Below are 18,988 nucleotides of genomic sequence, written 5' to 3' on the forward strand. Positions count from 1 at the left end.
CCTCCAGAGGCCGAGCGGGGTGGCACGCCGTGGCGGTATCAATGGCCGAGGGGGAGAAGGCTCAGGCTAGCCAGGTGAGGCTCTACGCGGTAATAAGGATACGTGGCAGGGTGGATGTCCACCCGGACGTGGAGCACACCCTGGCTCTGCTGCGGCTGCACCGAAAGTTCCACCTGGTCCTTTACCCCTCCACGCTTCCCGGCATATGGGGGATGCTCCACAAGGTCAAGGACTGGGCTACCTGGGGCGAGATAGACAGGGAGACTCTGATAGAGCTGCTGCGCCGCCGCGGCAGGGTGCCAGGCAACAAGCCGCTCACCGATGACTATGTCCGCGAGAAGCTGGGCCTCAAGGGAGGCATAGAGGAACTTGCCGACAAGCTGCTCAGGGCGGAGATAGTGCTCCACCGGCTATACGACAAGAGGAGGAAGATCTGGTTGATCAAGCCTGTGTTTAGGCTGCACCCGCCGCGCGGCGGGTTCCGGGGGAGCATAAAGAAGCCCTACGGGGCTGGCGGCGAGCTGGGCTACCGGGGGCCCGCGATAAACGAGCTTATAAGGAGAATGCTCTAGACGCGGCCCGCGAGGGGAGGCGGTCTTGGTCGTCCGCCGCAGGAGGAAGAGCAGGCACCTAAGGGGCCGCACGAGGACCATGGGCTGGGGCCGTATAGGCCAGCACCGCGGCAGCGGCAGCCGTGGAGGCTTCGGTGCAGCGGGCATGCATAAGCACATGTGGACCTGGGTTGTCAAATACGCTCCCACCTGGTTCGGCAAGCACGGGTTCAACCGGCCCCTAACCTACGAGGTCAAGATCAATGCTATAAACGTGGGCGAGCTGTCCGAGAAGCTCGACGCGTGGCTGCGCGAGGGCAAGGCGAGGGAGGAGGAGGGCAGGATAGTGGTAGACCTGGCTAGCCTAGGCTACAACAAGCTGCTGGGCCGCGGCAAGATAACTAGGCCCGTCAAGGTGATAGTGCCTGCAGCCACCGAGTCAGCGGTGCGCAAGATAAGGGAGGCCGGCGGCGAGGTAGCGGTCCCGGGCGAGGAGGGAGAGGAGTAGCCCCTCCTCCCACCCCAGAGACGCCTGCAGGGCTCCAGCCTAGAAGCTCTCGGCCCTCTTTACGGGGCCATCCCCCGGGCTCCCTTCTCCTGCTCCCCCGGGCCAATGCCGGCTTCGAGAAGCTCGCCGGGGCCGGGCTGCTGCTTCTTTAAATAGTGCTGTAATGTGGAGTCCAGCCGGCCTCCGGGGAGTACTAGGGGAGGCGAGCTTCCAGTGGGCGTTCTAGAGGCTCTCGCCGAGATCTCAAAGTACATACCCGCGGTGGGCAAGCCTGCTAGGAGGCCCCCTCTGCCGACCAGGCTGGCGTGGACGGGTATAGTTGTGCTCCTCTACCTGATTATGAGCGAGATACCGCTCTATGGCGTCCTCGGCTACCGGCAGCAGACGACGCAGGCGCTGGCCTCCCTGCTGCTGGGTATGGACCTGGGCTCGTTGATGACGCTGGGTATAGGCCCGATAGTGACCGCCGGTATAGTGCTCGAGGTGCTGGTGGGCGGCGGCCTCGTAGAGATGGACCTCACTAAGCCCAGGGACCGCAAGATATTCATGGGTGCCCAGCGTACCCTAGCGCTACTCTTCGCCCTCCTCGAGGCAGCAGCCTATGCCGCTGGCTGCCGGTTCTGGACCACGGCGCTGGGCGGTGGAGGCTGCCCGGTGGGCCTCGGGATCAAGGCGCTGGTCGTGCTCCAGCTAGTGTTCGCCACGCTCATACTAATGTGGTTCGACGACCTGGTCCGCGAAGGGTGGGGTATCGGCTCGGCGCTCAGCCTCTTCATAGTGGCTAACGTGGTTAAGGGCCTCTTCTGGCGCCTCGCAGGCCCCGTGCTGGTTCGCAGCAACCCCACCGAGTACTATGGCTGGCTCGTCCACGTGGTCAAGACCGGCGACCCGGCTATACTCCGCTACGGGCTGCCCGATCTCGTTGGGCTGCTAGCCACCATAGCTATAATCATGGTGCTCACCTACTTCCAGCTAATGAGGGTATACATCCCGGTAACCAGCCCCAGGTACGGCAGCATAAAGACGAGGATACCGCTCAACTTCATATACGTGACTAACATACCTATACTCTTCGTAGCCATAACAGTGTCCGACCTGGCAGTATTCTACGAGATGATAGCCGGCGTGACGGGAGGCACAGACCCACTCTCTAGGGCGCTCTACGTGCTCTACCATTACACGAGGCCGCCGCAGGGCCTCCTCGACGCCGTGCACACGCCGCTGCGCACACTCATCTTCGCCCTCGCGTGGCTGGCGATGGGCCTCCTCTATGGCTTCATCTGGGTCGAGATAGCGGGGCTGAGCCCGAGGCAGCAGGCCGAGAACCTGATAAAATCGGGTATGGAGCTTCCCGGGCTCAGGCGGAACGTGAAGCTGCTCGAGAAGGTGCTGGCGAGGTACATCTACCCGCTCACCGTGATAAGCTCGCTGCTCGTCACAGCGCTCGCCATCATTGCAGACATATTCGGCGCCTACGGCACCGGCTCGGGCCTAGTGCTGCTAGTGGGTATAGTGTATAGCTTCTACGAGACGCTGACCTACGAGAGGACGCTGGAGATGTACCCAATACTTCAGAGGATAATAGGAGGCTAGCCCTCCTGCCAGGTTTTTAAAGCGCCCTCGGCTGCACCGCGGTCAGGCAGCCGGAGACCCACGGGAGGCCCACGGGCCGTGGGCCTCTCTAGAGCCGTTGAGAGGGGTGGAGGCCGGTGGTGCTGCGTAACCCTTTCGTAACAATAATTGTGACGGGCGTGCCCGGCGTAGGGAAGACCACCGTGCTCAACCATGTATCGGAGATGATTAGGGAGAGAGGCGGCGAGATCCTGGTGGTGAACTTCGGCGACTACATGTTCCGTGTAGCCTCGGAGCAGGGGCTGGTCAAACACCGGGATGAGATGCGGCACCTCCCCCTCCGGAAGCAGCTTGAGCTGCAGGAGCACGCCGCCAGGAGCATAAGGAGCGACGCGGAGCAGGGGCTCTCGGAGCGCGGCTTCCTATTCATAGACACCCATGCGGTTATCAAGACGTCTACAGGGTACTGGCCCGGGTTGCCCGAGAACGTCGTTAAGGAGCTGCGGCCCGACTCCATAGTTCTCGTTGAGGCGCCGCCCGAGGTTATACTCGCGAGGCAGCAGAGGGACAAGACAAGGGTTAGGAGCGACATAGGAGGTGTCGAGGCTATAAAGCTGCTGCTCGACATGGCCCGCTCCGCTGCCATGTCGAGCGCGGTGCTGGTGGCGGCCAGCGTCTACATCGTCGAAAACGTTGAGGGCAATCCCCGGGTGGCTGCAGGGAAAGTAGTCGAGCTCGCCTACATGCTCCGCTAGCCCCCGGGGCCCTCTTCTTTCCCTCCGGCGGCTCCTCCCCGAGCGGCATAACGGCAGAGGGTCCCCTGTTGGACGTAGACCTGCTAGCCTACGAGGCATACGTGGTCCTACTCGCCCTGCTCGGGGTGGCCGCGGCCGAGACCATATTCTACCGGGTGGCCGGCGCGGCCTATCTCGAGGCCCGCGTGGAGCTGGAGCAGCTGCTCAGCACGTACCGCAGCCTCCGCGGCCGGGGGGATAAGCGGGCCCAGAGGCGGGCCGGGAAGCTGCACTCTAGGCTGCCGGTGCTGCAGAGGACCGTGCGCCGCTATGCCCTGCTCCGCCTGAGCCTTCTCACCCCCGTCTACGCTGCAGCCGTGATCGCATTTACTATCCGCCCAGTGCTCTTCCCCTCGGCCTGCTGCATCCCGGCCCTCACCCTGGGGGGCTCCGGGGTCTGCGTGGCCCCCTCCGGGCTGGTGGCGGCGCTCGCCTTCCTCGCGTCCCTGCCCGTGGTCCAGTATGACCTCGTCGGGGTGCTAATGCTTAAGAAAGCCTGGAGGCATGCTGACCGGGAGCCCGGGGTATAGGCTAGCGCGGGGTGTGCACGGCTATGCCTAGGCCTCATCAGAGGAGCCGCTCGCTGCGCAGAGTGTATGTGAGGACTCCAGGCGGCGAGACGAAGATACACTATGAGAAGAGGAGGCCGGGCCCGGCCCGGTGCGCTATATGCGGCAGGCCTCTCAACGGCGTGCCGAGGCTGCGCCCCGTGGAGCTGAGGAAGCTGCCGAAGACTGCCAAGAGGCCCGAGCGCATGTACGGGGGCGTAATCTGCCCCAGCTGCCTCGCCAAGCTCCTCAAGAAGACTATAAGGAGCCAGCTCCTAGAGCAGCTGCGCGCAGCCCGGGCAAGCCAGTAGCCCCTGCCCCCCGGGGCCTCGCAGAGCGCTTTCCACCGGGGCCAGGCCCCCTCCGGCGCGTCTGCATCCCCTCTCTGGCTCAGCGCCTCCCGCACGCCTACAAGCAGTCTTATCCTCGCAGCCCGGGTTCCACGACTCCACCGGGGCGTACAGTTTGATCAGCGCGGGGTGCAGCGGCGGGAAGAAGGGCCCCACGATAGCTGTGAGCGGGCCCCCCGGTAGCGGGAAGACCACCTACGCCCGGCGGCTGGCGGAGGACCTCGGCCTAGACTACTACTCCGCGGGCATGATTTTCCGCGAGGTGGCGCGTAGCCGCGGCGTCAGCGTGGAGGAGCTCAACCGCGTGGCGGCCAGCGACCCGAGCATAGACCTTGAGATAGACCGGAGGACCCTGGAGCTGGGCTGCCGGGGCGGCGTGGTGCTCGAGGGACACCTCGTCGCCTGGGTTCTCGCCGGCGTCGCGGACGTCAAGATATACGTGACGGCGCCGCTCGAGGCGAGGATTAGGAGGATAGCCTCTCGGGAGGGGAGGCCGCTGAAGGAGGTCTACCGGGAGACCGTGGCCAGAGAGTACATGCACTGGCGCCGCTTCCTCGACTACTACGGGGTTGATGTAACCAACCTGCAGATCTTCAATCTTGTAGTGGACACGGAGCCTCTCGATATAGAGGAGGCGTACTTCATGATAAGGACCTACACCTGCAGGCTGCTAGCAAGAAGGGGGTTTAGGCTAGGCGCGTGCAGCCGGTAAGGCTTAAATGAAGCTCGCCGGCCCCCGGGGCCTAGAGGTTGGGGGTTGAGGAAGCGGTGCCCGCGATAGAGGTCGGCAGGCTCTGTGTCAAGATACGCGGCCGCGAGGCTGGTAGGAAGTGTGTCATAGTGGAGATTATAGATGACAACTTTGTGCTAATAACCGGGCCCAAGGACGTCTCGGGGGTTAAGAGGAGAAGGGCTAACATCAATCACATAGAAGTGCTCCCCGAGAAGATCAACATTGAGCCTGGCGCCAGCGACGAGGAAGTCAAAAAGGCGCTTGAGGAGGCCGGGCTCCTAGACTTCATGAAGGAGAGGGTGCGCGTAGAGCTGAAACCCGGCCTACTCTAACCCTTCTAGCCCCCTCCTTCCCTGCGCCCTCCCAGGGTATCCCGCGTAGTCGTGGAGCCGGGAGGCCTCGTTGACCAGGGGTTTATTCAGTGCTGCCGCCCCTCCCGGTCCTCCCCCGGGTAGCGGGTGGAGGGGACCCGGAAAGCCTTGTCGAGCAGCCTCACGAGGCAGGGCCTAGAGTTCATAGAGGGCCTTGACAGGTTCGCGGGGCTCGATAGACGGTGGATAGTCAAGGTTGAGGAGGATACGAGCCCCGAGTACGGCGTGCCGCCCTGGAGGAGGCCGATAGAGCAGCACATCCGGCTGGGCGTCATAGCTCTAGACAAGCCGCCGGGGCCTACGAGCCACGAGGTCGTCGCCTGGGTTAAGAGGATGTTCGGCCTCTCCAAGGCGGGTCACGGAGGCACGCTGGACCCGAAGGTCACCGGCGTCCTCCCCGTAGCCCTGGAGGAAGCAACCAAGGTCATAGGCCTGGTGGTGCACACGAGCAAGGAGTACATGTGCGTAATGCAGCTCCACCGCCCGGTGCCGGAGGAGGAGCTGCGCCGCGTTCTAGGCATGTTCGTGGGCGAGATCTACCAGAGGCCGCCGCTCCGCAGCAGTGTTAAGAGAAGCCTCCGCGTCAAGAGGATATACGAGATAGAGCTGCTGGAGTACAACGGCAGGTACGCGCTCATGAGGGTGCTCTGCGAGGCCGGCACATACATGAGAAAGCTCTGCCACGACGCCGGCCTCATCCTCGGCGTGGGCGCCCACATGAGGGAGCTGAGGCGCACCAAGAGCGGCCCCTTCCGCGAGCAGCACGGGCTGGTCCGGCTGCAGGAGCTGAGCGAGGCCCTCTACCGCTGGAAGAACGAGGGCAAGGAGGACCTGCTGCGGAGCTACATCAAGCCCGTCGAGTACGCCGTGAGCCACCTGCCCAAGATAGTTATACGCGATACCGCGGTGGACGCCATAGCCCATGGCGCGAACCTCGCGGTGCCGGGGATAGCGAGGCTCCACGAGGGCATCAAACGGGGCGACCTCGTAGCCCTCTTCACGCTCAAGGGGGAGCTGGTGGCGGTGGGGGTGGCGCAGATGAGCAGCGAGGAGATAGCTAAGGCGCGGCGCGGCATAGCGGTGAAGATGCGCCGGGTCATAATGAAGCCCGGGGTCTACCCCCAAGCCTGGAAGCGGCGTGGGAGGAGTTGACCAGCCACTACTTCAGGCCGCGGGGGCGCCGCGGCCCCAGGTGGCTGGTCAGCGACCACCTCCGCGGCGTCACGGTGGAGTTCTACGTCTCCACCGACGTCTTCTCCCCGGGCGAGGTCGACACGGGCACACGCCTCCTGATCGAACACGCGCTGGTGCCCGAGAGGGGCACGGTGCTCGACCTGGGCTGCGGCTACGGAGTGATAGGCATAACCCTCGCCAAGGCGTACCCGGGGCTGCGCGTGGTCATGGTGGATGTTAACCCGCGCGCCGTGGAGCTGGCCAGGCTCAACGCCAGGCACAACGGGGTCGAGGACCGCGTCACGGTGCTGCAGGGAAGCCTCTACGAGCCCGTCGAGGGCATGGTGTTCGACGCCATACTCTCCAACCCTCCCCTCGCGGCGGGCATGAAGACCGTTGAGGAGATTATACGCGGTGCCCCGCGCCACTTGGCGCCCGGCGGCAGCCTCCAGCTGGTGATGAAGAAGGGGGCCAACAAGGCCCTAGAGCTTATGAGGAGCGTCTTCGGGGAGGCCCGTGTACTGCTACGGAAGAAAGGCTACACCATACTATACGCGAGGAAGCTGGGCCAGGGCCCCGGGGAAAGCCAATAACCTCCCCGGTGCCGCCCCTCTCCTACTCCAGGGGCCTCCCGGGCGCCGGGGTGCCCGAGCGGTCCAAGGGGCCGGCCTGGAGAGCCGGTGGCCGCGCAGGCCGCGCGGGTTCAAATCCCGCCCCCGGCGCCACATCTCCGCAACCCTAGATCCCCCATCTCCCTACACCTCCTGGGGGCCCTGTACCTCGAGCCGCCTCTGCAGTATGCCTCACGGCCCCGGGAGCCGGCGCTACTATAGAGCTAGAGTTCTGTTGCCTAGGCACCCCACTAGACGTCTGTACTCTCACACCTTGATGCTGCACCCTTGATAGGTCGGCTACTGTACATCAATTCCGTACAGCTGTTGGTATTTTCTGCATTTGTGTTGACGTGAACCCTGTACGCATGCAGCCCTCCTTGGTGGTAATCACCTTAGCGGCGTTCGTAGCGGCGGCGGCCCCCGGTCGATAGCAGTGGCGGCCTTCAGCTCCGGGGATACGGCCTGGCTGCTGGCGTCAACATCGATGGTAGTATTGATGACTATGGGGCTGGGCTTCTTCTATGGCGGCATGGTCAGGAGGAAGAATGCTGTATCAATGATAATACTCTCGTTCGTGTCACTGGCCCTGGTGAGCCTCCAGTGGCCCTGCTAGGGTACAGCCTGAGCTTCGGGGACAAGGTGCTGGGAAGCTTCATAGGCGGGCTGAAGTACATTGGCCTCCGCGGCGTGACGCCAGACCAGCCAGCGCCTGGGGCTAGCCAGCTGCCCCACACGGCGTTCGTAGCTTTCCAGATGGCCTTTGCGGCTATAACGCTGGCTATACTCACCAGCGCTCTCGCCGAGAGGGCTAAGCTGGGCGCCTTCCTCCTCCTGGGCCTGCTCTGGACGACCCTCGTCTACGACCCGGTGGCCCACTGGGTCTGGGGAGGAGGCTGGCTCCACACCTGGCTTCACCGGGTCCTGGGTGCGGTGCCGCTAGACTTCGCCGGCGGCACTGTGGTGCATATAACCTCGGGCTTCGCAGCGCTCGTGCTAGCCCTGGTAATAGGCAAGAGGTTGGGCTACGGCGAGTACAATATGCCTCCTCACAACATACCTCTAACTCTCATAGGCACAGCGCTGCTCTGGTTCGGCTGGTTCGGGTTCAACGCCGGGAGTGCTCTCGCGGCGAACGCCTCCGCAGCTAACGCGCTGCTCGTAACCCATATAGCTGCCGCCTCCGGCGCCCTTGCCTGGCTGCTCGCAAGCTGGGCGCGCGGCAAGCCCAGCTCACTGGGCCTAGCCAGCGGCGCGGTAGCAGGCCTCGTGGCAATAACGCCTGCAGCAGGCTACGTCGGCGTGGGCGCTGCGATAATCATAGGGGCGCTAGCAGGGATGCTATGCTACGCCGCCATGCTTTTCCGCGTATCTCGCGGCCTCGACGAGAGCTTGGACGCCTGGGCAGTCCACGGCATCGGCGGCGTCTGGGGCTCGATAGCCACCGGGATATTCGCCGACCCCAGCGTGGGCGGTGCGAGGGGCCTGCTCTACGGCGGCGTGGCCCAGTTCCTGGCTCAGCTGGTTGATGTGGGCGTAGCTGTAGCCTACACTGTGGTGGCGACCTACGTGCTTGCAAAACTCGTAGACGCGTTGATAGGGCTGCGCGTGAGCACTGAAGAGGAGTACGTGGGCCTAGACCTGGCCCAGCATGGAGAGGAGGCCTACGCGTGGGGTGAGTAGCCTATGAAGATGGTTATAGCAGTAATAAGGCCGGAGAAGCTTGAGCAGGTTAAGAGAGCGCTCGGGGAGAACGGCTACACAGCCATGACAGTGATCGAGGCCAGGGGTCGTGGAGAGCAGGGTGGCATAAGCCTAGAGTTCCGCGGCAGGTCGATAATGGTCGACCTGATACCGAAAGTTCAGATAGAGGTGGTTGTCCCCGACGAGGACGCGGAGAAGGTGGCCAGGATAATAGCGGAGAACGCGCGGACGGGGAGGCCCGGCGACGGCAGGGTCTTCATAGTACCGGTGGAGAAAGCCATCAAGGTGCGTACTGGTGAGGTGCAGGAATAGAAGGGGCTGGGACTCCTCTGAAGCCCTCATGTTTCTATCATTATTTCACTCTCTCGACCGCTCCTTTGACTATTTCCTCGAGACTCTCATCGTCGAGGACGCCGACGAAGGCCTCTACAGCCTCGCCGTTCACGTAGACTATTGTTGTCGGCGTGGCCGTCACCCCCCACTCGAACGCCGCCTCGGGGGCCTCGTAGGCGTCCACCTCTATCCACTTGGCCTGGTCGCGGAGCTTCTCGGCGGTCATGTAGAATATCGGCTTATACACCATGCAGGCGGTGCATGTGGGCGTGGTGAATACCGCCACAGTGACGCGGTGGTTCTTTAGTATCTCGCGGAACCTGGCATAGCTGGTTACATATTCCACTATACCCTCCTTCCTCATCCTCTCTATCTCATCGTACATTCTCGTATAGAAGTCTACCTCCTCCATCATAGTAACCACCTTCTAGCTGGCTACGAGCCTACCCATACTTCTATACTGGGAGCAGGCCCAGCAGATACCCCCGTGAGGCATCCCTCTATAGAGGGTAGCGCCGGCCACACCATCGCATGAGGCGCTCTGGGGATGAGCGAGTTAACCCTCCCAGGCTCCTAGCCGTACCGAGGGCCTCAGCTGAGCAGGGGGCTGACGCGTCTTGGCGGGTGTCAGGGTGAGGCTCGTTTCCCTCCTCCGCGAGGCCGTCGGCGGGCAGCAGGAGCTAGAGCTTGAGCTCGGTGGCGACGGCGCCACGCTGGGGGAGGTCCTAGAGAAGCTGTTCGCCAGACATCCCAGGCTCCGCAGCCTAGTCGAGGAGCTGGAGAGGAGGGGGATGCAGGTAGTCTACCTGGTTAACGGGAGGAGTGCCTCGAGGGATACAAGGGTGGGGCCCGGGGACGAGGTGGTGTTACTCCCGCCGGCCTCCGGCGGCTAGCCTAGCGGGAGTAGAGCCCGTAGGTGTAGCCGTAGGCGAGCACGTGGCCCCTTACCCGCTCCTCCAAGGTTTTCCACGTAGCTCCAGGCCCCAGCCCCGTGCTGGGCACGTCGAGCGCAACCACGAGGAAGACGTAGCGGTGTGGCCGGTCGCCGCGGGGCGGGCAGGGCCCGTTGTAGCCTATCCTGCCGAAGCTGTTACGGCCCTGGACCCCTAGGCCCTGGACTACGGGCGTCTTGGGCACGGCCTCCGGGATATAGGTGGTTGCAGGGGGTATGCTGTAGAGGAGCCAGTGGATGAAAACTCCCCCAGGCGCGTCGGGGTCGTAGACCAGTATAAGCAGGCTCCTAGCCTTCTCAGGCACACCCTTCAGGAGGAGCGGGGGCGACACGTCCCCGCCGTCGCAGGTATAGCGGCTAGGAATCCTCCCCCCTTCGCTGAACGCAGGCGACGCTACCTCGATGCTCCTGGGCGCCCCGGCCACCAGCTCGGGGAGCGGCAGCTCCCCGGCCCCTCTAGGCGCCCCGCCGCCCTGCCGGTGGAGGTAGATGACTGCAGCCAGGAGGGCCGCAAGCAGGAGGGCTGCCAGGAGCACTTCCCGCCTCAAGGAGCCCCCCGCCCCGGCTCTGTAGTCCTGGCGCTCCAGGGGCTCTAGAACGGTTGCTCCTAGAGAACTCTAGATTAGCCCTCTCTCAGGAATTCATGCACTGGAATGATGTTGGCCCGGAGCCCCCTGGCTGCGGCCGAGGGCTGCTGCAGAGGTGGCCGCCGCTATGGCTAGGGTCTACTTCGAGACCTATGGCTGCGCGCTCAATCACGCCGACACCGCTATAATGAAGAGTGCGCTGGCCCGTAGGGGCTACGAGATAGTGGATAGCCTCGAGGACGCAGACGTGATAGTAGTGAATACCTGCACGGTGAGGCTGGACACCGAGGAGAAGATGAGGAGGAGGATAAGGGAGCTGTACAAGCTTGCCCGGAGCCGGTCTGCAGCCCTAGTTGTGGCAGGCTGCATGGCCACCGCCCAGCCCTACACCGTGAAGCGGATTGCGCCAGAGGCGCTGCTCGTAGCAACCTATAATGTGCACCGTGTGCACGAGGCGCTGGAGCAGGGCCGGGACCTTCTCGGCGAGCCTCCTAGGCCTAAGACCCTCTACACCCCGGAGCCGGGGCTGATGCAAAGAGGTAGGGTGGCGGAGGTCCCGATAGCCGACGGCTGCCTCAACGACTGCAGCTTCTGCATAACCAAGCTTGCCCGCCGCAGGGTCTACAGCCGCCCGATGGAGAAGGTTGTCGACCTCGTAAGGGCTCTTGCCCGCCGGGGCGTGGTGGAGATCAGGATAACTGGCCAGGATGTGGCGGTATACGGTGTAGACATCTACGGGAAGAGGATGCTCCCGGAGCTGCTCCAGCGCCTAGCAGAGCTGCCGGGTAGCTTCATGATACGCGTCGGCATGATGAGCCCCGACCAGCTTATGCCCATACTCGACGAGTTCATAGAGGCGCTGAAGGCGCCTAGGTTCTTCAAGTTCATCCACCTCCCGGTCCAGAGCGGTGACGACAGGGTGCTCAGGATAATGAAGCGCCGCTACACGGTGGACGAGTACCGCTCAATGGTGAGGGAGATAAGGAGCAAGATACCCGGCGTAATGGTGGCCACCGACATAATAGTGGGACACCCCGGCGAGGACGAGGAGGCCTTCGGCAACACTGTGAGGCTCGTCGAGGAGCTAAGGTTCGAGAGAGTGCACCTAGCCCAGTACACGCCCCGGCCCCGCACAGTGGCAGCGGGGCTGCCCCAGGTCCCGGACCCGGTGAAGAAGAGCCGCTCTAAGAGGCTCATGGCGGTGGTGGAGAGGATAGGGCTCGAGGAGCACCGGAAGTACATCGGCTCCCGGGCCCGCGCGCTCGTGGTCTCACGGGGCGAACGCGGAGGCCTGGACGCGAAGCTCTACAACTACACTCCGGTGATACTCCCCGAGGGCTCTGCGGAGCCTGGTGAGTGGAGGTGCATTGAAGTAACCGACGCCACCTGGTATGATCTCCGGGGACGCGTTCTTGACTGCTAGCCCGGCTAAGCGTGCCGCCGCGGAGAGGGCGGTCGAGCTACTTCGGCCAAGGCTCCTCGAGGCGGAGAGAGTGGGAGTCGGCACCGGCTCCACCGTGGCGGCGGTGGTGGAGGCGCTGCTACGCGACCCCGAGCTGTCCAGGGCGCTTAGAGGGGCTAGGGTCTACGCCTCAAGCCTCTCAACCCTCCTCCTGCTGCGCAGCCATGGAGTGGAGGCCTACACCCAGGTGCCGGGCAGGGGCCTGGACCTCTACTTCGACGGAGCCGACGAGGCAGCCCCGGTCGGCGGCGAGTGCATGCTGGTGAAGGGCAGGGGCGCGGCGATGCTGCGGGAGAAGATAATGGCCTACAACAGCAGGTACACCGTGATAGTGGTGGACGAGTCTAAGCTCTCCAGCCGGCTCGGAGAGCTGGGGAAGCCCGTCCCCGTGGAGGTGCTGGAGCCCGCCCTCCAGCCGGTCATCGAGGAGCTTAGGGCCCGTGGGGTGAGAGCCGAACCCCGGCTCGGCTGCGGCTGCCGTGACGGCCCCGCTCTCACGGATAACTGTGGCGTGGTGGTGGATACCTGGCCCTGGGGGGTCATAGAGCCCATGGAGTACTCCAGCCTCCTCGATAGGATTCCTGGCGTGATGGGCCACGGCTTGTTCATAGGCTATGCCGATGCCCTCGTAGTGGGCAGGGGTGACGGCGGCTCAGAGGTCTATGAGTGCAGAAGGCGCTGGAGGAACCCGACGCTTTGACTACCCCCAGGCTCATGGAGCTCCGGCGCCGGATAGCTAGGAGGAGCGAGGAGGCCCGGGGCCAGGAGGCCGCGGCAGCGGGGGAGATGAGGGCGGTACGTATAGCCCGTAGCCCCGTGGAACTCTGGATAGTTATGGGGAGGGAGTCCGACTATATAGCAATACCAGGCACGTACTGTAGCTGCCCCCACTTCACCATAAGGGTCGCCGGCGGGGAGTCGAGCGAGCCCTGCTACCACCTAGTGGCAGTCGACATAGCAAGGAGAACCGGGAGGTTCCACGACTTGTCAATGGTGCTTAGAGGCGACAAGCTGGTAGACGTGCTGCTTGAAACTATTTTCGAGGGGAGGACCCGCACCCTGAGAAGGCTCCTCTACCAGCAGAGCCGCCAAGGGAAGCAGTAAAATATAGCCTGGGCGGCAGGGCCCATAACCCTCTCGGGCCCACGCGCGTCCACCAGGCTCCGGAAGGGTTGATGCATCCTTGCAGCCAGGCCTAGCAGGGGCCTCAGAGAAGGAGATACTGGACAGGATGACCGAGCTGAGAGAGGAGATAAAGAGGCTCAAGGAGAAGCGGTACTCGCTGATAGAGGAGGTCAGGAGCCTCCGCCAGGAGAGGCGAAGCCTCATAGAAAGGGCTAGGCTGCTTCGGGACCAGCTGCGCCAGCTCCGCGAGAAGAGGAGGAAGCTCGTGGAGGAGGTCAGGAGCCTCCGCCAGCAGCGCCGTGAGCTGCTCGAGAAGCTCCGCTCCACGGTCAACGAGCTAGAGCAGCAGCGGAAGATAGCTGCAGAGCTGCGGCCCCTCGCCCGCCGGAGTATAAACGCGATACGCAGGAGGATAGAGGAGCTGGAGTGGAGGCAGCAGACCCAGGTCCTCACGCCTGAGCAGGAGAAGGAGATAGTGGACGAGATAGTCCGCCTTGAGGCGCTGCTCCAGAAGACGCTGGAGGCGCGCCAGGTTCTCCAGGAGCTGGCGGAGAAGCGGGCGGAATTGATGGGGCTCCGTCTCCAGCTCCGCAGCTACGGCGAGGAGATAAGGTCCCGGAGCGAGCGCATATCAAGGATAGATGAGAGGATAAACGAGCTGAGGCAGGAGCTAGACAAGCTCAGTCCAAGGATAGACGAGCTGACCAAGACCATAGATGAGAAGAGCAAGGAGATAGACCGGCTCAGGGAGGAGATAAACAGCAAGGTCCAGGAGCTACGGCAGCTCAGCCAGCAGTTGAAGAACCTCTACACCGGCATGGAGAAGGAGAGGCTCCTCCAGATATACGCGGAGAGGAAGCGCCAAGTTGAGGAGAAGCTTAAACGAGGCGAGCCGTTAACACTAGAGGAGTTGAGGCTGTTGTACGCATCACAGCTAGAGGAGCTAGAGGAAGAGGGTAATGAGGGACGCGAAGAGGATACTAGTGCTGGCGGTTGACCTTGACAACGATCTAGGCCGTGCAGGTATACCTACCCCTATACTCGGCCGTGACCGGGTCCTAGATGCAGCTATACGCTTCGCTCTCTACGACCCCGAGGATTCTGACGCCAACGTGCTTTTCGCGGCGGTGAAGCTGGCCGACGAGCTACGCGGCAAGGGCTATGACGCAGCGCCTGCGGTGGTCGCCGGCAGCGAGCTGGGTGGCGCAGAGGCGAGTATGAGGGCCAGGCAGGAGCTTGAAAGGCTGATAGAGGAGTACCAGCCGGATGGCGTGGTGGTGGTCTCTGACGGCTCCGAGGACGAGCTACTCGTGCCAATGGTGTCCTCCCTGGCCCCCGTCTACGGGGTTCACCGTCTCGTCATAAAACAGCTCCGGGGAGTCGAGGAGACCTACATCCTCCTGGCCAAGTATATCAAGAAGGTGATTACCGAGCCGAGGTTCTCCCGCATGTTCCTAGGGGTGCCCGGCATAATCCTCGTGGCTTTCTCGGTGCTCGCCCTCATGCACATGCTCCGCGAGGCCCTCCTAGTAGTGCTTATGCTGGCCGGCGCAGCCATGGTTGTAAGGGGCTTCGACCTGGAGGAAAGGATAGTGAAGACACTGACGGAGACCCCGGTGGCTCTCGTATCCTACGCCATAGCAGGCATATCAGCCGCTCTAGGCATAGTCCTTGCAGTCCTTCAGTTCATCCACGCTGAGACAGTGACGCCAGGCGTGGTGGCCGACACGATACGGGGCGCCACCGGTCTACTGGGCTTCGCGGCGAGCATCGCCATTCTCGGCCATGCTGCCTCGAAGTTTGTTTCCGGCAGCACCAGGCTGGGCCGGGAGCTTGTCTCGATAGTTACTGTTGTAGCCGTTGTAGTGCTCCTCGACACGCTGGCAGAGGCGTTGGATATGATGAACAGCTTCAGCCTCAGCTCGCTGATACACGCGTTGATGGCCAGCAACTTCGCCGTCTACACTATAGTCTCGGTACTATTGATGGCCATAGCATGGCGCGCGGCTAGGCTGCTGGAGAGGCCTACCTACCGAACCTCCTCTCCCTCCGCTGAAAGGAGAGAAGAGCACGGTACAGCTCAGCCTCGTCAAACGCGGGCCAGAGACGGCGAGTGAAGTAGAACTCGGTGTACGCCACATGGTAGAGGAGGAAGCCGCTGAGTCTCAGCTCTCCTCCTGTCCTGATCAGCAGGTCGGGCTCGGGGAGCCAGCCGAATACCATGGCCTTGCGGAGCCCCTCCCAGGCCCCCGCCTCTCTGCAGAGCCTCCGGGCCGCCTCCTCCACCTCCCAGCGCCCGCTGTAGCAGACCGCTACCGCCAGTGTGTAGGGGGCGTTACCCTTTGTTGAGCTGTTTATCCACTCCATGCTCTCCACGAGCCAGCCTGGCAGAAGGGAGAGATCGCCACCGAAGAACACCCTCGTCCGGCCACTCTCGACACGCTTATCCCTCGCCAGCTCCTCTACAGCCCGGCCCAGCAGGCGGTGAAGGTTCTCCAGCTCCTCCCTCGGCCTGTAGAGGCAGTTCTCCCTAGAGAGCCCGTAGAAGGTGACGTGACGGACCCCCAGGCTCCAGAGCAGGTCGAGCGTTCTCCTGGCAACCTGGTAGCCCCGTAGATGGCCGGCTACAGCTGGCAGCCCCCGCCGGCGGGCCCAGCGCCGGTTACCATCAGGTATGATGGCCACGTGGTGGGGCAGCTTATCCCTCGCCAGCCTCCTCCGCAGCAGCCTCGCCAACAGCCTCCGGTACACCGTATTGCCCACCCAGCCGAGTAGAGCCCCAGCCACTACCCCGCCGAGAAGTGCTAGCCTCCGGGGGATATCCTCTAGCTCTTTATGCCTACTAGGCCCCCGGGGCTTAAGGGGTTATAAGGCCCCGGGAGCTATGATACTATCCTCGCCACATAGAGGCGGGAGCGTGCCTGGTCATAGAATATCTCCGTGCCGACTACCTTCGGCAGCTTTATCACGGCATCCCTCTCGGTAACAATGCCCTGAAGCCTCCCCTCCTGGTCGACCACGGCCAAGCCGCTTATACCCATCTTCTTCATGGCCCGGAGAGCCCTCGACACATCCACGTCGGGTTCCACCGTGGCGGGGGCGCCGGTAGCGATGCTCGACGCAGGGATGTTGAACACCTCGCTATCCCTCCCCTCTCTTAGCTTCTCCAGTGTGGGCTCGAGAGCCACGTAGCCTATAATGTCCCTGGCAGTCACCATCTCCTCAACTCTGCCCTCCTCGTCCACTAGAGGCACATGCCTATACCGATGAGAGGCCATTATGCTCAGAGCCTCACGTAGCCTGGCATCCCTCCCAAGGCTCTCAGCTGGGCTAGTCATAATCTCGTGCACCGCTACATTGATGCTGGTCATAGCCATTATGCCGGTTATATGCTTCTCAGAGACAATACCGAGCACCCTCTCATCCCTATCCACGACGGTGACTGCGCCCACGTTGAGCCTCGACATTATGTAGATTACGTCCTCTATACCGTACTCCCCTAGGATGACACGGGGCGGGTTACGCCACATCAGCTCCTCTACACGCGACTCCTCGAGCCCCTTGTAGACGCTCTCTCCCTGGCCGAGCCGCCGGTCTATTAAGGATAGTATGCGGCGTATCGAGAGTATGCCCTGCAGCCTACCCTCATTGTCGACAACGACTCCATGGCGCACCCCTCTCTGGTCAAGGGCCAGGAGGGCCTCGAGCAGGCTCTGACCGGGCTCAAGCACCACAGTGGGCGGATACTGTCCTAGGAGCACAAGCCTCCTGGGCAAAGCGTGCCCCTACATGTATGAGGCGTACACCCGGCGTATAGAAAGAGTGTGGCCTCCTGGGGCTAGAAGGGCGGCACGGGCTGCTCCGCGCCGCAGGCGTCGCAGACGAGTATCCACGTCTTCCCCTTGCGCACCAGCCTCGTGTCGGGGGCGCCACATGTCGGGCATATGACGTAGGTCTTTACGAATCTCTGGATCAGGTTATTGAGCGTCGCCGTAGACACTTTGGCGTTTATCACCAGCATACCGTTCTCCTCGTCATAGTTGCCGCTTGTTCCAAGCTCCTTGAGCAGGTACCTCATCAGCAGCCTGGGCTCCCGCCTCATAACGTCGGCTACCTGCTTGAAGTTCCTTATAACGGTCTTGGTGCCCACCCTCTCAACCACGAGCCTGGGCAGCTCGAATCTAGAAGCCTTAGCAGTCTTGGCCGGCAGCCTCTCATAGAGCCTCCTCAACAGGTATTCATAGTCGTATATCAGCTGGATCCTGCCTCCTCTAGCCTGGCCCAACTCTCCCCATCCCCACAGCACCTGGTGAACCCTCGGGCAGCTAATTAATCCGTAGCCGCTTAGGGTGCAAGGTACCGGGGTAGCCTGGCTATGCCGGAGGATGCCGCCGAGCCTCTAGTCTACATCAACGTGATAGAGGCCCAGGGCGAGAAGATAATAGCTATGTGCGACGAGGAGCTGCTCGGTGTAAAGCTTGTAGACGGCCGTATTGCGCTTCACGTGAGTGAGAGGTTCTACGGAGGCCAGCTGGTGCCGCTCAGCTACGCGATTACCAAGGCGCGTGAGGCCACGGTTCTAAACCTTGTGGGGGAGAACGTGGTGAACGCAGCGATAAGAGAGGGGCTCGTGCACCCGGAGGCCGTTATAAGGATAGCTGGAGTGCCTCATGCTCAAGCTGTGAGAATGCTCTACTAGCCCTGCTCTCTCTCGGAGCAGGGTGGTACAGCAGCTTAAGAGGGTTGACGCCGTACCAGTCCCGGTAGAGGCTGTCGCGTAACACCATCTCTATGAAGATAGCCTTCTCGTGGCCCAGGCCGAGCACGTGCTCTATGTACTCGTGCATGAAGCTTTCGTCAATAAACCATTCAGCCTCCTCCTCTAGTTGGAGCCACCTCACATTTATGTATATCACGTTATCCTTGTACCAGGCTGCGCCATCGTTCTCTCTCGTGGTTATCTCGACCTCAACCAAAGGGCTCCTCCCCGGCCCCCGGCCCCCGGGGACCCGGGGCCCTAAAACATGTTTGAGAGCCATTACGCAACATTGATTGCCACGTGAGCCATTACAATTACAGCGGAGCACACGCTGTAGCCTCCCCCAAGGGCTAGCTCTGCTCCGGACGCCTGCCCGCCCCAAGCCCGGTAGCACCTGGGTAGTATTGCCCGTTGCACGCCTTACAACACTGCAGTAAAGGAGTGAAGCCGCTGGAGAGACCTCCGAGAGGTGGAGACGGTGGGCACGGTAAGGGCGTCCGAGGCGGCAAGAGTCGCTGGAGAGCTCGCGCACTCCTATAGCAGTCTAGCTGAGGCGGTGAAGGAGGCAGCCGCCGCCATGGGCAGTGTGAGCCGGTTGCTGGAACACGAGCACATAGGGAGGCTTGACCGGATACGCGTCCTGGCGGCCCTAGCGGGCGCGCCCTCCATACTGGTAGCGCTGGCTACGGGAGCCCCACCCTACATAGTCGCCTACCGGGTGGCGGGCATGGCGCTCAACCTAGCGCGGGCCGGCAGGAGGACTAAAATAGTTCTGGAGGAGTACCTACTGTTTAGCAGGATGCCCGAGGAGCTGGCGGCTCTAGCTCTCTAGACCCCTAGGCTAGCAGCATCTAT

25 protein-coding genes, 1 tRNA gene and 1 pseudogene are annotated in these 18,988 nt (G+C 62.6%); 21 read left to right on the forward strand and 6 right to left on the reverse strand.

The annotated features are described in order from the left end of the window. Window positions 1-41: 41 nt before the first annotated feature. From CF15_RS06470 to CF15_RS06530, 13 genes and pseudogenes are all read left to right on the forward strand, one after another. Window positions 42-572, forward strand: a complete 531-nt coding sequence (locus CF15_RS06470) for a 50S ribosomal protein L30 (RefSeq protein WP_058371433.1) — start codon at window positions 42-44, stop codon at window positions 570-572. 25 nt (window positions 573-597) lie between these two features. Then, window positions 598-1,059, forward strand: a complete 462-nt coding sequence (locus CF15_RS06475; protein WP_058371058.1) for an uL15 family ribosomal protein — start codon at window positions 598-600, stop codon at window positions 1,057-1,059. 213 nt (window positions 1,060-1,272) lie between these two features. Beyond that, a complete protein-coding gene (gene secY, locus CF15_RS06480) occupies window positions 1,273-2,652 on the forward strand; it encodes a preprotein translocase subunit SecY (protein ID WP_058371059.1) in 1,380 nt (459 codons plus the stop codon). A gap of 116 nt (window positions 2,653-2,768) precedes the next feature. Beyond that, a complete protein-coding gene (locus tag CF15_RS06485) occupies window positions 2,769-3,386 on the forward strand; it encodes an adenylate kinase (RefSeq protein ID WP_058371060.1) in 618 nt (205 codons plus the stop codon). A 68-nt stretch (window positions 3,387-3,454) separates the two neighbouring features. Continuing rightward, complete coding sequence (locus tag CF15_RS06490; protein ID WP_058371061.1) at window positions 3,455-3,955, forward strand: hypothetical protein; 501 nt, start codon at window positions 3,455-3,457, stop codon at window positions 3,953-3,955. A gap of 23 nt (window positions 3,956-3,978) precedes the next feature. Then, a complete protein-coding gene (locus tag CF15_RS06495; protein ID WP_058371062.1) occupies window positions 3,979-4,284 on the forward strand; it encodes a 50S ribosomal protein L34e in 306 nt (101 codons plus the stop codon). A 157-nt stretch (window positions 4,285-4,441) separates the two neighbouring features. Then, window positions 4,442-5,035, forward strand: coding sequence for a (d)CMP kinase (cmk, locus tag CF15_RS06500; protein WP_083494605.1), 594 nt, complete (start codon window positions 4,442-4,444; stop codon window positions 5,033-5,035). Between the two features lie 56 nt (window positions 5,036-5,091). Then, a complete protein-coding gene (locus tag CF15_RS06505) occupies window positions 5,092-5,388 on the forward strand; it encodes a 50S ribosomal protein L14e (protein ID WP_058371063.1) in 297 nt (98 codons plus the stop codon). A 147-nt stretch (window positions 5,389-5,535) separates the two neighbouring features. Continuing rightward, window positions 5,536-6,579, forward strand: coding sequence for an RNA-guided pseudouridylation complex pseudouridine synthase subunit Cbf5 (locus tag CF15_RS06510; RefSeq protein ID WP_083494540.1), 1,044 nt, complete (start codon window positions 5,536-5,538; stop codon window positions 6,577-6,579). Then, window positions 6,576-7,193, forward strand: coding sequence for a class I SAM-dependent methyltransferase (locus CF15_RS06515; RefSeq protein WP_058371064.1), 618 nt, complete (start codon window positions 6,576-6,578; stop codon window positions 7,191-7,193). The genes CF15_RS06510 and CF15_RS06515 overlap by 4 nt, the downstream gene beginning before the upstream one ends. A 44-nt stretch (window positions 7,194-7,237) precedes the next feature. Next, window positions 7,238-7,325: transfer RNA gene (locus CF15_RS06520), tRNA-Ser, on the forward strand. A 373-nt stretch (window positions 7,326-7,698) separates the two neighbouring features. Further along, a pseudogene (locus CF15_RS06525) lies at window positions 7,699-8,894 on the forward strand (ammonium transporter). A 3-nt stretch (window positions 8,895-8,897) separates the two neighbouring features. Continuing rightward, window positions 8,898-9,227, forward strand: a complete 330-nt coding sequence (locus tag CF15_RS06530; RefSeq protein WP_058371065.1) for a P-II family nitrogen regulator — start codon at window positions 8,898-8,900, stop codon at window positions 9,225-9,227. Window positions 9,228-9,267: 40 nt separating this feature from the next. Here the strand turns inward: CF15_RS06530 and CF15_RS06535 are convergent, their stop codons facing one another. After that, the gene (locus tag CF15_RS06535) at window positions 9,268-9,663 is read right to left on the reverse strand and encodes a thioredoxin family protein (protein ID WP_058371066.1); all 396 of its coding nucleotides are present in this window, start codon (window positions 9,661-9,663) and stop codon (window positions 9,268-9,270) included. Window positions 9,664-9,865: 202 nt separating this feature from the next. Here CF15_RS06535 and CF15_RS06540 point away from each other — a divergent pair, with 202 nt between their 5' ends. Continuing rightward, on the forward strand, window positions 9,866-10,141 hold the full coding sequence (locus tag CF15_RS06540; RefSeq protein ID WP_058371067.1) for a MoaD/ThiS family protein: 276 nt from the start codon (window positions 9,866-9,868) through the stop codon (window positions 10,139-10,141). Between the two features lies 1 nt (window position 10,142). Here the strand turns inward: CF15_RS06540 and CF15_RS06545 are convergent, their stop codons facing one another. Beyond that, the gene (locus CF15_RS06545) at window positions 10,143-10,748 is read right to left on the reverse strand and encodes a YbhB/YbcL family Raf kinase inhibitor-like protein (protein WP_070807838.1); all 606 of its coding nucleotides are present in this window, start codon (window positions 10,746-10,748) and stop codon (window positions 10,143-10,145) included. Between the two features lie 166 nt (window positions 10,749-10,914). Here CF15_RS06545 and CF15_RS06550 point away from each other — a divergent pair, with 166 nt between their 5' ends. From CF15_RS06550 to CF15_RS06570, 5 genes are all read left to right on the forward strand, one after another. Next, a complete protein-coding gene (locus CF15_RS06550; protein ID WP_058371437.1) occupies window positions 10,915-12,210 on the forward strand; it encodes a tRNA (N(6)-L-threonylcarbamoyladenosine(37)-C(2))-methylthiotransferase in 1,296 nt (431 codons plus the stop codon). After that, the gene (gene rpiA, locus CF15_RS06555; protein WP_058371068.1) at window positions 12,200-12,949 is read left to right on the forward strand and encodes a ribose 5-phosphate isomerase A; all 750 of its coding nucleotides are present in this window, start codon (window positions 12,200-12,202) and stop codon (window positions 12,947-12,949) included. Before CF15_RS06550 ends, rpiA begins: the two co-directional genes overlap by 11 nt. Then, window positions 12,946-13,353: an SWIM zinc finger family protein gene (locus CF15_RS06560; RefSeq protein WP_058371069.1), complete on the forward strand. Its 408-nt coding sequence runs from the start codon at window positions 12,946-12,948 to the stop codon at window positions 13,351-13,353. Before rpiA ends, CF15_RS06560 begins: the two co-directional genes overlap by 4 nt. Before the next feature lie 79 nt (window positions 13,354-13,432). Further along, a complete protein-coding gene (locus CF15_RS06565; protein ID WP_058371070.1) occupies window positions 13,433-14,371 on the forward strand; it encodes a coiled-coil protein in 939 nt (312 codons plus the stop codon). Continuing rightward, a complete protein-coding gene (locus CF15_RS06570) occupies window positions 14,334-15,491 on the forward strand; it encodes a DUF373 family protein (RefSeq protein WP_058371071.1) in 1,158 nt (385 codons plus the stop codon). The genes CF15_RS06565 and CF15_RS06570 overlap by 38 nt, the downstream gene beginning before the upstream one ends. On the opposite strand, the gene uppS is transcribed toward CF15_RS06570, so the two are convergent. From uppS to CF15_RS06585, 3 genes are all read right to left on the reverse strand, one after another. Further along, window positions 15,400-16,161, reverse strand: coding sequence for a polyprenyl diphosphate synthase (gene uppS, locus CF15_RS06575; RefSeq protein WP_236698163.1), 762 nt, complete (start codon window positions 16,159-16,161; stop codon window positions 15,400-15,402). The two genes, CF15_RS06570 and uppS, sit on opposite strands and share 92 nt — an antisense overlap. Window positions 16,162-16,256: 95 nt before the next feature. Beyond that, the gene (locus CF15_RS06580; protein WP_058371073.1) at window positions 16,257-17,150 is read right to left on the reverse strand and encodes a CBS domain-containing protein; all 894 of its coding nucleotides are present in this window, start codon (window positions 17,148-17,150) and stop codon (window positions 16,257-16,259) included. A 62-nt stretch (window positions 17,151-17,212) separates the two neighbouring features. Beyond that, a complete protein-coding gene (locus CF15_RS06585; protein WP_058371074.1) occupies window positions 17,213-17,659 on the reverse strand; it encodes a translation initiation factor IF-2 subunit beta in 447 nt (148 codons plus the stop codon). Window positions 17,660-17,749: 90 nt separating this feature from the next. On the opposite strand from CF15_RS06585, the gene CF15_RS06590 reads away from it, so the two are divergent. Next, window positions 17,750-18,073 carry a DUF424 domain-containing protein gene (locus CF15_RS06590; RefSeq protein WP_058371075.1) on the forward strand — a complete coding sequence of 108 codons (324 nt, stop codon included), beginning with the start codon at window positions 17,750-17,752 and terminating at the stop codon, window positions 18,071-18,073. Here CF15_RS06590 and CF15_RS06595 read toward each other — a convergent pair. Then, the gene (locus tag CF15_RS06595; RefSeq protein WP_058371076.1) at window positions 18,021-18,350 is read right to left on the reverse strand and encodes a hypothetical protein; all 330 of its coding nucleotides are present in this window, start codon (window positions 18,348-18,350) and stop codon (window positions 18,021-18,023) included. The genes CF15_RS06590 and CF15_RS06595 overlap by 53 nt on opposite strands. Before the next feature lie 261 nt (window positions 18,351-18,611). Between CF15_RS06595 and CF15_RS06600 the strand changes: the two genes are divergently transcribed. Then, window positions 18,612-18,965, forward strand: coding sequence for a hypothetical protein (locus tag CF15_RS06600; RefSeq protein ID WP_168371322.1), 354 nt, complete (start codon window positions 18,612-18,614; stop codon window positions 18,963-18,965). Window positions 18,966-18,988 lie beyond the last annotated feature (23 nt).

This window comes from Pyrodictium occultum (genome assembly GCF_001462395.1).
In the GTDB taxonomy this organism is placed as follows: Archaea; Thermoproteota; Thermoprotei_A; order Sulfolobales; family Pyrodictiaceae; genus Pyrodictium; species Pyrodictium occultum.